Annotated in this window: 11 protein-coding genes; 10 read left to right on the top strand and 1 reads right to left on the bottom strand. The window is 32.6% G+C overall.

Annotated elements, in window-relative coordinates; genetic code table 11:
* The first annotated feature begins 46 nt into the window (after positions 1-46).
* The 7 genes from ACTWP4_RS02005 (at position 47) to ACTWP4_RS01975 (ending at position 8,768) form a co-directional block, all read left to right on the top strand.
* Positions 47-1,315, top strand: coding sequence for a surface carbohydrate biosynthesis protein (locus ACTWP4_RS02005; RefSeq protein ID WP_443127082.1), 1,269 nt, complete (start codon positions 47-49; stop codon positions 1,313-1,315).
* 440 nt (positions 1,316-1,755) lie between these two features.
* Positions 1,756-2,760, top strand: coding sequence for an SDR family NAD(P)-dependent oxidoreductase (locus ACTWP4_RS02000; protein ID WP_443127081.1), 1,005 nt, complete (start codon positions 1,756-1,758; stop codon positions 2,758-2,760).
* 29 nt (positions 2,761-2,789) lie between these two features.
* Positions 2,790-4,643 (top strand): hypothetical protein, encoded by a 1,854-nt coding sequence (locus ACTWP4_RS01995; protein WP_443127080.1) that lies wholly within the window; start codon positions 2,790-2,792, stop codon positions 4,641-4,643.
* Positions 4,644-4,666: 23 nt separating this feature from the next.
* Positions 4,667-6,094 carry a hypothetical protein gene (locus tag ACTWP4_RS01990; protein ID WP_443127079.1) on the top strand — a complete coding sequence of 476 codons (1,428 nt, stop codon included), beginning with the start codon at positions 4,667-4,669 and terminating at the stop codon, positions 6,092-6,094.
* Positions 6,095-6,304: 210 nt separating this feature from the next.
* Positions 6,305-6,904, top strand: a complete 600-nt coding sequence (locus ACTWP4_RS01985; RefSeq protein ID WP_443127078.1) for a class I SAM-dependent methyltransferase — start codon at positions 6,305-6,307, stop codon at positions 6,902-6,904.
* A gap of 78 nt (positions 6,905-6,982) precedes the next feature.
* A complete protein-coding gene (locus ACTWP4_RS01980; RefSeq protein ID WP_443127077.1) occupies positions 6,983-8,095 on the top strand; it encodes a polysaccharide pyruvyl transferase family protein in 1,113 nt (370 codons plus the stop codon).
* A gap of 97 nt (positions 8,096-8,192) precedes the next feature.
* A complete protein-coding gene (locus ACTWP4_RS01975) occupies positions 8,193-8,768 on the top strand; it encodes a class I SAM-dependent methyltransferase (protein WP_443127076.1) in 576 nt (191 codons plus the stop codon).
* A 43-nt stretch (positions 8,769-8,811) separates the two neighbouring features.
* Here ACTWP4_RS01975 and ACTWP4_RS01970 read toward each other — a convergent pair whose 3' ends face one another.
* Entirely contained in the window at positions 8,812-9,522 is a 711-nt protein-coding gene (locus tag ACTWP4_RS01970) for a hypothetical protein (RefSeq protein WP_443127075.1), read from the bottom strand.
* A gap of 299 nt (positions 9,523-9,821) precedes the next feature.
* Here ACTWP4_RS01970 and ACTWP4_RS01965 point away from each other — a divergent pair, with 299 nt between their 5' ends.
* Genes ACTWP4_RS01965 through ACTWP4_RS01955 form a run of 3 tightly spaced genes read left to right on the top strand, consistent with a single transcriptional unit; the run spans position 9,822 to position 12,727 of the window.
* Positions 9,822-10,766 carry a dTDP-glucose 4,6-dehydratase gene (locus ACTWP4_RS01965; protein ID WP_443127355.1) on the top strand — a complete coding sequence of 315 codons (945 nt, stop codon included), beginning with the start codon at positions 9,822-9,824 and terminating at the stop codon, positions 10,764-10,766.
* A gap of 16 nt (positions 10,767-10,782) precedes the next feature.
* Complete coding sequence (gene pseC / locus ACTWP4_RS01960) at positions 10,783-11,985, top strand: UDP-4-amino-4,6-dideoxy-N-acetyl-beta-L-altrosamine transaminase (protein ID WP_443127074.1); 1,203 nt, start codon at positions 10,783-10,785, stop codon at positions 11,983-11,985.
* Positions 11,986-11,995: 10 nt separating this feature from the next.
* Positions 11,996-12,727 (top strand): cytidylyltransferase domain-containing protein, encoded by a 732-nt coding sequence (locus ACTWP4_RS01955; RefSeq protein WP_443127073.1) that lies wholly within the window; start codon positions 11,996-11,998, stop codon positions 12,725-12,727.
* The last annotated feature ends 1 nt before the right edge of the window (position 12,728 follow it).

Here is a 12,728-nt window from a genome sequence, read left to right as displayed (position 1 = left end):
GTTTTGGGTTATAGGAAGTATTCATATGGAGAAGGGTTGTACAGCAGTGAAAAAAAACAATAAATGGATATACTTACCTGTCGAGCAAAAAGTAAGGGAATTAGATGCTAAATTGTTACTCGCCTATTATGCAGTTATAGAAGGTTATGACGTTGTCATAGGTGATCATATAATGGTTGAATTAGCATCTGGAATATACCCTAAAGGTATTTTTTTTTCAAAAGGTTATCCGCATGGATTTAGAAAAAGGATTATCACGAATGCCAAAAAAAATGGACATTCAGTGGTTGAATTAGATGAAGAAGGTTTACTTATCCAACCTAAAAATTACCTTCGAAACAGATTGAGAAAAGAATTACTTCAGTTAGTCACACAGGAATACTGTTGGGGACACTTCCAAAAAGAAGTCATTACTAGGGCAAATCCTGAGTATAAAGGGAAGTGCTATATTGTAGGTAATCCTCGGCTTGATCTTTTAAAACCAAAATTTAGAAGCCTATATAAAAAGGATGCTGAAAAGTTAATAAACAAATATGGGGATTTTATTTTAATTAACACAAGATTTTCTAGATATAATTCTAAAAAAGGAATGAAAGATAACGTCTATTTTAAGCATATTAAAAAATTATATTATAAATTTATTGAAATGATTAAAGTAATGTCTGAGAAATTCCCGGATACTAATTTTGTTATCAGGCCACATCCAGGAGAAAACTTTGAAACTTACTGTCAAGCTTTCTCCGTCTATAAAAATGTACATGTGATACATGAAGGTAACATTATCAAATGGCTTTTGGCTGCTAAAGTTGTTATACACAATGGGTGTACATCAGGTATTGAAGCATTTTTGCTTGGTAAACCGGTAATCTCCTATATGCCTCCTATCTCTAATAAGGATGAGGTTAACCTTCCAAATAAATTAGGAATAAAGGCTGCTAATATGGAAGAGTTGCATACTGAATTGAGAGATATATTACATGAAAAAGACAAAATTAAAACTGATCTTAATGAAAATGATATTGATAGGAACGAAAAAGGCTTGTTTCATTATTGCGAATGGTCAACAGAAAATTATTCTTATGAATCTATCCTTCGTTTATGTAACACGATTCCATTACCACCTCCGGTATTTGAAAAAGTTTCTCTTTCCAAAAAATTATTCCATAACAAAGATGTAAACGGGAGGCAACGTTTTTCTTTAACAGAAAAAGAAATACAGGATTTCTTTAACAAATTAGTCGAAATAGAGGGCGAAAGTAGTCGTATTATGATAAATAAATTAGGAAACAATCTGTTTAAAATTCAGGAAAATTGATTGTGGTAAAGAAGATTTCTCTATTAGAAAGGACCGGGCGGATTTGCTCGGTTTTTCTTACCATATCAGAATTTATATCGTGTTACAGATGAAGTGAATTCGACGTAGATACCACGATGAGGAAGATAGATAAGTGCAACTACGTCTCTGACTTCGCCAAAGGCTCGTCAATAGACGAGTTTTCTTTATACGTTAGGCAAATATACAATTTTAGCAGGAAGTTACGCGACGTAGTAAAAATTTTAAGGTAAGAAGTAAATTGAAACTTACTGCTCTGCTGTCGCCTAAAGGATCGGCAATCGCCGAGTTTTCTTTAAAATGGGTTGAAATAATAGGCTGTGGTCTTTAACTGATATTTTCTTTCTTAATATACATATAAAGTAAGTATTTATCCTTCCTTAGAGTGAACGAATAATCTAGTTAGGAAAGAGGGAGAAGTTGTGTATTTTGAAGGTAAAAAAATATTAGTTATCGGTGGTACCGGAACAATAGGTAAAAGCGTAATAAAACATCTGATAAAAGAAAATCCACAAGTGATAAGAATATTTAGTCGGGATGAATATAAGCAATACAAACTTCAAGATGAATTCGGTAATAGTGATAAATTAAGTTTTGTCATTGGAGATATTCGCGAATACGATACATTGCTAAATGCAATGAAGGACATTGATTATGTGTTGCATTTGGCTGCGATGAAAAGGGTTGATTCTTGTGAGAACAATCCGTATGAAGCCGTAAAAACAAACGTTCATGGTACTAATAATGTAATGAATGCGGCTATCTCCCAAAATGTAAAAAAAGTCATTTTTACAAGTTCAGATAAAGCTATTTCGCCCACTAATTCATATGGAGCAACAAAACTTATTGCAGAAAGGTTAATTTCAGCTGCTGAACGGAACAAAAAAGAAAATGAAACGATATTTGCTAGTGTGCGGTTCGGCAATGTAATGGGTTCAAGAGGTTCGGTAATCCCTCTTTTTAAAGAAAGTATTCTTAAGAATAAGAAGATATCCATTACAGATAAAAATATGACACGTTTCATGATGACTTTGAATCAGGCAACGGAATTAACAATAAAGACCCTACAAGAAGCAAAGGGCGGTGAAGTGTTTGTATTAAAAATGCCTGTCATTAACTTAGGAGATTTAGCGGATGTTTTAATAGAAGAAACATGCAATAAACATCAAATAAATAGTGAAGAAATTGATATAGAAGTGACAGGACTTAGACCAGGAGAAAAAATGTATGAAGAATTGATGACATATGATGAATCAACATTAGCTTTGGAGTTACCTGGTATGTTCATCATTCCCGGAAGTACAAGTGGATTGAACAGATATCGTAATGCGAAAAAGGCTAAAACGGGAACGTACAGTTCTAGTAGTCAAGAAACGATAAACACTAATAAATTGCGTTTATTGCTTAAAGAAGCAGCGTTAATTTAATAATAGGTAGAGTAAGTTGGGAGGTTACTATGGATACATTTTTAAGGAATTATTGGTCTCTGTATCTTGATTTTATTAAAGATTTTGAAAAATTGAATTATAAAGGTTTTTCATTACCTTATTTATGTCATTTACCTAGTTTAATTCTTAATAATGATAAAATTTTGAATGAATTAAAGGATAAAAATTATATAAGAAAATTAAAACATCAAGTTAATGCGCCAAAAGAGTTTCAAGAGGTATTTAATCATTTTATCCGATCACACCAAAAACCGTTAGTAAAAAATAAAAATGGAAAAGTTGTTATACATGTTGATAAGTTACTCCGTTTTCCGCCACATACGTTAAACGATTTTTTTGATCCATCCAATACAATTTTACTAACCAAAGGAAAAAAGCCTAGCTCATTATCTGGTAATAAAAGCAAGGTGAAAAAAACTAGCGGTAAAAAGAGTAGTGCAAGAAAACCTGCCCCATCAGCCAATAATAAAAGCAAGGCAAGAAAACCTGCCCCATCAGCCAATAATAAAAGCAAGGCAAGAAAACCTGCCCCATCAACCAATAATAAAAGCAAGGCGGGAAAACCTGCCTCATCAGCTAGTAAAAAACGAACAGTGAAAAAAAACAACTCATCAATACAGAATAAAAGAAAGAATACCAGAAACCAATCTTTAAATAGTAAAAATAAGAAATCTAGATCAGGTAGTAATATTAAGGCGATCAAAGCTAGATCATTAAGTACCAATCATATCAATAAGAAAATGAGAGCTGTATCACTAACAAATGCCGAAAAACAAAGGAAAAGGAACAATGCCGTAAAAAAGAGGAACAATGCAAAAAACAAGATAAATGCAATGAAAAAGAATACTCCATTGCAAAAAAGATTTCCTTACGTTCATTTATTTAATTATGCAATAGATACGAGCAAAGAAGCAGTAAAAGTACAGGCAAGAAATATGTTAAAAGCTTATAAGGGGCACCATTTTTATAAGAATAAAGAATTCCAAACTTGGTTTTTAAATAATATCGCTACAGTTATATTTCATATTGAAATGACTCAAAATTTCCTTAACAAAGTTCCAGTTTCTTGTATAGTTGTATCGACAACACATAGTTTTAGGAATCGTATATTAGCTTTAGTGGCTGCGGAAAAGGGGATTCCAACCATTTGTATGCAGCACGGGATCATTTCAAGTGAATTAGGATATATACCGAAAATCGCCACGGTGGACGCAGTATATGGAAACTTTGAGAGGGACTGGTTCAAAAAAGTGGGAGCCCCAGATCAATCTACCGAAGTTATCGGACACCCAAGGTTTGATGAGGTGTTTGCATCTCCTAAAATGACACGTACTCAATTCAACAAGAAATTAGGGTTAGACCCAAAAAAGAAAACATTAATGATTGCTGTTAGAGGAACTGAAGATGACGACAAATGGAGAACGTTAATCCAAACAATTTCTAAAAAACTTAACCTTAATATAATCATTAAAAATTATCCAAGTAATACGCCTCACAAATTAACTAAAGAGTTTTCATTTGTTCTTCCGACACAAGGTTATACTATTTATGATATATTTCCACATGTTGATGCAGTAGTTACCTATTCATCTACAGTAGGATTAGAGGCTATGCTTGCCCAAAAAAATGTGTTTATTTTGAACACGAACTTTTCCGGTTATACAGGATACTATAAAGGTCTAGGAAAACTAGTTCAAGCCGATCCTCGAATATTAGCTAACCTCATTATAAGTTATTTTACGAATCGACAAATGAGCAGTTATGCAGCGAATACACGTGAAAAATTCATTGCTTACGCTTATCCTAATTTAAGCAAATCCGGAGCACGATTGAAAAACTTAGTAAAGAAGTTGACAACTTAGCATGATGTGTAAAAGGAGGAATTATGAATACGTACGTAAAAAATTATTGGTCTTTATATCTTGATTTTATTCAAGATTTTCAAACGTTAAATTATAAAGGTTTTTCATTGTCTTACATCTTGCATTTTCCTCGTTTGATAAGAAAACATACGGAACTTTGGAATGCATTATATGACAAAGAGTTTAGCAAACAATTTAGAAATCGTGTTAAAAATCCAAAAGAAATACAAGAAGTTTTTAATAAGTATGTAGAGTCTCATAAGAAAAAAAACTTTGTAAAAAATAAGCAAGGGAAAGTGGTCGTTAATTATGACACAATTCTTAGATTTCCAGAAAAAACGTTCAAAGAATATTTTGATCGATCACATACAATGATCGTAACTGCTGGCAGTAAAAACAAAAAAAGACCAAGTGTTTCCGCTATTAAAAATAAACAGCTTTATAATATTCCGACTAAATATTTAAGTAATTATACAATTGACACAAAAAAAGATATCGTTAAAGTTCAAAATCAGGCCAGAATTTTGTTGAAATCCTATAAAGATCATCATTTATATAAAAACAGAAATTTTCAAAGTTTGTTATTAAATAAAATAGCTGAAGTTATTAATTGTATTGAACAGTCTATCAAACTTTTTGATGAAGTTTCTGCTTCATGTGTGATCGTATCTACTACTCATAGCTATATAAGCCGAATACTTTCTTTGGTTGCTTTAGAAAAGGGAATACCTACAATCTGTATGCAACATGGAATTATTGGAAACGAATTTGGCTTCACACCTAAAATTGCAACGGTAGATGCTGTCTATGGGGATTTTGAGGTAGATTGGTATAAAGCAAGAGGAGCTCCAAAAGACTCTTTGGAAGTTATTGGACACCCAAGATTTGACCAGGCATTTTTGCCACCTACCATATCACGGAATAAATTTTTTAAGCAATTAGGCGTTGATAAAAGTAAAAAGACTTTATTAATTGTTGTTAGAGGAAATCGAGATATCGATAAATGGAGAATGTTAATTAAAACCATTTCTAAGCAGAATAACTTAAATATACTAATTAAAGACTTTCCTAATAGTCCCCCGCATCCATTGACAAAAGAGTTTCCGTTTGTCCATTCTACACAGTCATTTGATCTTTATAACATTCTTCATAAGGTTGATTGTGTTGTATCTTACACATCTACAGTAGGCTTAGAAGCTATGCTAGCACAAAAACCTGTATATATTTTGGACAATAAGATACCAAGTTATACAGGGTATTATGATGGTTTGAATGAATTGGTTCAAACAGACCCAAAGAAATTAGGTAAATTGATTTTAAAATATTTTAATGATCCTATTTGGGCAAGTTATGTCAAACAGAAAAGAGAAGAATTTATTCGTTATGCTTATCCCGATGCCAGTATGTCAGGCGAACGTTTGAAAAAGTTAATTAATGTGCTGACAAGTTAGATTATTTCAAAGAAGTTTTTTTTTATCACGGTGCTAATCGTCCGTAAAACCCCCACTTCAAGGTTCGAGTAAATCAAAGATAAGTTTAGGGATAACGGACGCTAACACCCTGATAAGTTTCGCTAACCACCAGTGGGGGTCAAAAACCCCCACTGGTGGAAGTCTCACTTTATATGATAATTTAATTTATTTAATAAGAGAGGGAAAAACATGAACGATTTTAACAAAAAAACGCTTGATGAAATCCATGATTATTGGATTAATCAAAGTATACCAAAAAACTATATCAAGCATGTGAAAAGAAGTGAATTTTTAGCTAAATATGTGAAAAATTATATAGAACCAAAAGGAAAGATCATTGAAATTGGATGTAATGTAGGAAGAAATTTAAACCACCTTTATGAAAATGATTTCAAAAAATTAACAGGTATTGAAATAAGTGAAAAAGCGATTATTGAACTAAAAAAAACATATCCATCTTTATATGAAAGTGCAGAGATTATTCATTCTCCTATAGAGGATATCATTAAAGACTTTACTTCTAATCATTTTGATCTGGTTTTTACCATGGCTGTGTTGCAACACATTCATCCAGATAGTGAATGGATTTTTGAAGAAATAGCAAATATCACCAAGTCCTATTTAATTATTATTGAAGCTGAGAAACAAAAGCATTGGAGAGTTTTCCCTAGAAATTACAAAGAAATTTTTGAAAAACTGGGATTAAAACAAGTAGAAGAGAATATAGTTGACCAATCCGAAGGCTTGAAAAAATATACAGTTAGGGTTTTTAAAAAATTGAATTCTTAAAAACAAATACAAAACAACTTCTTTATGATCAATTATTTTGATCACTAAGAAAGCTTTTAGGAGAGGATGGAGGCTTGAGTGAAGTATTTATTGTTATCAACATATCCCATTGATAGTTCCAGAAATTCTGGGGATGATTTAATTGGGAAAAGTTTAATCAAACTTTTAAAAGACTTAAAAGGTCAGAATGTAAAAGTAGACACTAGGTATATTGCAAAGACAAATTCAACAGAGGACTTAAAGCAAAACTATAAGGCTATTTTAGCTCCAGCTATGAAACTAAGAGTAAGTAATGGAAAGGTTGCACCAAGGTATCGTAATGAATATATGGAATTTGCTCTTCAATATAATATTCCAGTTTATGCAATTGGAGCCGGATGGAATCATTACCCTGGTACTTTTTCACAGTCTGAAAATGTTGAGCTAGCTCAGCCTGAAATAGAGTTGTTTAATAAACTATTTAACAAAGAGAATGCTGTGAAAAGTCGGATATCTTGTAGAGATATATACACTGAAAACATTCTGAAAAATCATCATATTTCTTGTTTTGGAACGACAGGAGATCCTGGTTTGTTTGACACTGATTATATAGGACGGGCACCTAATTTGCCTCAAAGAATCAATACGATTGCTGTTTCACTCCCACATAATAGACATAATTTTGATAAAGCCTACGAAATAGCTTTAAATCTAAAAAAGAAATACTCATGTCAAGTTAAATTGGTCCTTCACGGATATCGAGGTAAATTATACTCACGATTACTACAAAAATGGTCAAATACACCTATAGAAATTATTGATGCATCTGGTAGAGCAGAAAAATTAGAGTTTTACAATGATATTGATTTGCATGTTGGATTTAGGCTTCATGCACATATCTGGTTTTTAAGAACTAGAAAGCCGAGTTTGCTGATTGCTGAGGATGGAAGGTCGACTGGACATCTAGCTACCATTAACGGACTTGGTTATATGGCAGCTCCAAAGTTTGCGATTATTTTGGCACAGCTTTTACCGGAACTAGCAAATGAATGTAGACTAGAACTTCATAAGCAACCCCCTTCAGATGATGTCTATAACCTACTAGAAAAGGAAATGGAATCGGGGTATGAGGTGACAAAAAACTCATTAAAAATAGTGGATCAATTGTGGGAAGAAAAAATGAAATCATTTCTAAATTTGATCCCTGACTAGTAACTAAGCTCTCTAAGCAATTTAAAACCTTATTATTCTACATGAATATATTTTAGTAAAATGACCCTAATCTGTTAATTAGAAAGGAGAAAGATTTATGTATCAAGATATTTGGGTTAAAGGGAAGGTGATACAAAAAGGCAGTAGAGAATGTGAAAATAGATATAATAAAATTAAACAAGAGCTATCTAAATATAACTTTAATAGACCTTTAAATGTTCTTGATTTAGGTGCCAATTTTGGGTATTTTTCATTCAGAATTGCAGAAGATTTTGATGCACAAGTCACAATGATAGAATCTAATAAGGAAATCAAAAAAATTCTAAAACAAAATCAGAATAATAACGTAAAATTAATAAATAAACATGTAAGTGTAAGTGATTTAAAAAATATCCTAACAAAAGAGAAATTCGATGTCATACTGGCACTTAGCGTTTTGCACCATTTTGAAAATTATAATGAGGTTATAGATACGCTATTTATTGCTTCTGAATTGCAATTTATTGAGGCTTCCGCTTTAGAAGAGGCAAAGGGTGGATACAATAGTAACCGTGTGAAAGGTATCATGAAAAATCTACAAGCAAGGAACCCAGAAATTTTAACTTATACAAATAACATAAGAAATATTGGCAAGAGGCCGCTTATGTTATTTAGACAGTCAATTAAAGGATAAAAAGAAGCTACATGATTCATCTAATAAGAATCATGTAGCTTTTTTAGTTTAGAAGGTGTAACTTTTTAGCCTTTTCTTTTCCGGTATTTGAAAAATATGAATGAAAGATAGCCATTGCTGAATCCTTATCAAACATCCCATCCAGAACATGTGGCCAGGATTGGATATTCTCAATATCTATAACTCTCTTCCATTTATGATAAACCTTAACTTGTATCTTATCATAGCCTAGTACACCGAGCGCTGCTATTCGATGTTGCCCTCCTGAAATTAAAAATCGGTAATTATTCTTATTCTTTAAAAAATGGCCTTTAATATATCCATCTGCATATTGTTCTGGTTGATAACCCTCTAAAGCCAGCTTCTTATAGATGCGAATTGTTCTTATAAATTCATTCTTTATAAAGATATCTGTTTTAGGTCCATAATGATGATCATCTGTTCTATCTAATTTAAAAGCAACCCCCCAAGGTAATTGCAGTTTATGATTAGTAATTGGAGGAAATGGTTGGTCATTCCTGACAAATAAACAATCTTGAATAGTTTTTGGTTGAAATGATTGATAATATTTATTTAGTATAGAGTCTTTATAACTAATAGTTGGATCCTTAATATATTCTTTTAACAATGCACTTAAATAATGCCAACCTTTATCGGTAAAAGTATAACCGAGCCAATCACAACACTTATTAATTTTGACTGTCACTATAGTGGAATCGCTATCTAAAGCCTTTAAACCTTCTGGGATAGACATAAAACATTCTCCTTAATACTTATTGGTCAGTTGAAATGTTATCTCCTCTTATCAAAATACTTATAATATATATATAGTTTAAAGAAAAATTCATTCGCTTTTTTAATGATTAGAGTTAGATTATTATCAATACTCTAGGTTATTGTTAAAGCCAATATAATTGTTTGGCATATTTACAGCCTAAAAATACAAATCGAGATTTAATTTAAACGGCCACCCATTAAATTACATTATTCATGAATATATTTTTGTTAGTAAAAATAAGATAGTGTGAGAAGGGATTAGAAAGGGTGAAGAATTTGAATATCCTTGTAACGGGTGGAGCAGGTTTTATTGGAAGGTGGGTAGTTGATCAACTTTTAAAGGATGGTCATAAAGTTTGGGTGTTGGATGATCTTTCAAACGGGAGAAAAGAAAATCTTGAAGACTTGAAAACTAACAAATATTTTATGGGTTTTATAAAAGGTGATATAAAAGACATTCGTGTACTTAACCATTTGTTTATGAAAAAGTTTGATATTTGTTACCATTTAGCTGCAAGCATTAATGTACAAGACAGTATTGATAATCCTAAAACTACTTTTAATAATGATGTCGTCGGCACCTTTAATATATTGGAACAATGTAAAAGACATCATGTGAAGATCGTCTTTATGAGTACTTGTATGGTATATGAACGTGCTTGGAGCGATGAAGGTATTCATGAGAATAACCGAGTGAAGCCTGCTTCTCCGTATGCAGGTTCGAAATTAGCGGCAGAAAATATGGTTTTATCTTATTATTACGCTTACGGTCTTCCTGTAACCGTTATTCGGCCATTTAATACGTATGGACCTTTTCAAAAAACTGGAGGAGAAGGTGGCGTAGTCGCTATTTTTCTTAAAAATAAGCTAGCGGGTAAATCACTGCATATATATGGTGACGGAACCCAAACTCGAGATCTGCTTTATGTAGAAGATTGTGCTCGTTTTGTAGTGGAATCTGGCTATTCTAATAAGGTAGATGGTGAAATTATTAATGCAGGACTTGGCCAAGATGTCACTATTAATCAATTAGCTCAACTTATTGTCAAGGATGAAACATGGATAAAACATGTTACACATATTCACCCGCAAAGCGAAATACCTAAATTACTATGTGATTACAGCAAAGCAAAAACGTTATTGGACTGGGAGCCGAAATATAGTTTGGAGGAAGGAATCCAAAAAACGGAAGAATGGATTGAATCTACAAATCTTATATAATGGAAAGGAATTAAAGATGAAGAGTAAAGACCATCTTGCACTTCACGGTGGAAAACCGGTTAGAGATTCCTATTTACCATATGGAAAACAGTGGTTGGATGAGGAGGATGTAAAAGCTGTTACCAATGTATTAACTAGTGATTATATTACTACTGGACCTGTTATTTCCGAATTTGAAGATGCAATAGCTTCATTTGTCGGTGCAAAGTATGCTGTAGCTTTCTCTAGTGGAACGGCTGCATTACATGCTGCATGTTTTGCAGCTAGAATCAAAGAAAGTGATGAAGTCATTACAACTCCGATAACATTTGCAGCAACATCGAATAGTATTTTGTACAATAATGGAACCCCTGTATTTGCCGATATACACCCTCAAACGTACAACATTTCTCCGAAAGCAATCAAGCCTCTTATTAATAAAAAGACAAAAGCAATTATTACTGTTGATTTTACGGGGCAGCCTGCAGAGTATGATGAAATCATGTCCCAAGCTAAAAAACATGGACTTATTGTGATTGATGATGCCGCACATGCATTAGGTGCTACTTATAAAGATCAGCTTATAGGTTCTATTGCAGATATGACTATGTTTAGCTTTCATCCAGTCAAACATATCACCACTGGAGAAGGTGGCATGATAACAACAAATAATAAGGAATATTATGAAAAATTATTGAGTTTCAGAAATCATGGTATAACTCGTAATCCTATGAAACTTCAACGAAGAAATGAGCCTTGGTATTATGAAATGCAAGATTTTGGCTTTAATTATCGAATGACAGATATTCAGGCAGCTCTAGGATTAAGTCAAATGCAAAAGATAGATACAATCCTTGCTAAAAGGAGAGAATACGCAAAAAAATATAATCATGCATTTGAAAAAATGGATGAGATTATCACGCCATTTCAACAAACTTACAGTAACTCCAGTTGGCATTTATATATTATACGATTGAATTCTAGTAAATTAAAATCAGGACGTACCGAAATATTTAAAGCATTGCAAAAGGAAAATATAGGAGTAAATGTTCATTACATCCCAGTTTATCTACATCCTTTTTATCAGAAATTGGGTTACCAAAAAGGGGTATGTCCACATGCTGAACAAACTTATCAAAAGATTATAACCCTTCCATTGTTTCCAAAAATGTCTGAACAAGATCTTGATGACGTAATAACAGGTGTGAAAAAAGTGATATCTTATTATTCTATTTATTGAGGTGACAACCATGAAGGTAGTGGCAATCATACAGTCACGAATGGGATCTACTAGATTGCCAGGAAAAGTTTTAAAAAAAGTACTTGGAAAACCATTGTTAGTTTATGAATTGGAACGCATAAGCAGGTCCAAATATATAGATGAATTCGTAGTTGCTACTACAGATCAATCAAAGGATGAGCCGATTGTATCATTATGTGAGTTTATGCAGATACCATTTTATCGAGGTTCAGAGAACGATGTGTTAAAACGATATTATCAGACAGCTACGGCTTTTAATGCAGACGTAGTGATACGTTTGACTTCCGATTGTCCTCTTATTGATCCTGAACAAATTGATAGAGTGATAGAGGATTACTTCAATCATGATTATGATTTACAATATGTCTCCAATGTACTAAAAAGGACATTCCCAAGAGGAATGGATACAGAAGTATTTTCACTCCAAGCATTAAAGAAAGTTTATGAAAAGGCAATATCAAAGGAGGATCGAGAACACGTCACCAGATATATCATAAATCATCCGGACATTTTTAAAATATTTAACGTTGCTCACAGTGAAAACTACAGTTATCACCGCTGGACAGTTGATACGCACGAAGACTTTACCCTCATAAAGAAAATCATCGAAACATTGTATCCTCATAACCCGTATTTCACTATGGAAGACATTATACATTTACTTGAGAAATATCCTGCATGGCAGTCAATTAATACGCATATCCAACAGAAAAAAGACTGAA

The sequence above is a fragment of the Gracilibacillus sp. D59 genome, from assembly GCF_052246695.1.
Taxonomy (GTDB): Bacteria; Bacillota; Bacilli; order Bacillales; family Amphibacillaceae; genus Gracilibacillus.
Note: the sequence above shows the minus strand (reverse complement) of the source record. Positions and strands in the feature narration are given on the sequence as shown.

Bases quoted from the DNA above. Each gene is read 5' to 3' on its own strand.
- ACTWP4_RS01975 (WP_443127076.1), top strand. From the start codon at position 8,193: ATGTATCAAGATATTTGGGTTAAAGGGAAGGTGATACAAAAAGGCAGT.
- ACTWP4_RS01955 (WP_443127073.1), top strand. From the start codon at position 11,996: ATGAAGGTAGTGGCAATCATACAGTCACGAATGGGATCTACTAGATTG.
- pseC (WP_443127074.1), top strand. From the start codon at position 10,783: ATGAAGAGTAAAGACCATCTTGCACTTCACGGTGGAAAACCGGTTAGA.
- ACTWP4_RS01985 (WP_443127078.1), top strand. From the start codon at position 6,305: ATGAACGATTTTAACAAAAAAACGCTTGATGAAATCCATGATTATTGG.
- ACTWP4_RS01990 (WP_443127079.1), top strand. From the start codon at position 4,667: ATGAATACGTACGTAAAAAATTATTGGTCTTTATATCTTGATTTTATT.
- ACTWP4_RS01970 (WP_443127075.1), bottom strand. From the start codon at position 9,522: ATGTCTATCCCAGAAGGTTTAAAGGCTTTAGATAGCGATTCCACTATA.
- ACTWP4_RS01995 (WP_443127080.1), top strand. From the start codon at position 2,790: ATGGATACATTTTTAAGGAATTATTGGTCTCTGTATCTTGATTTTATT.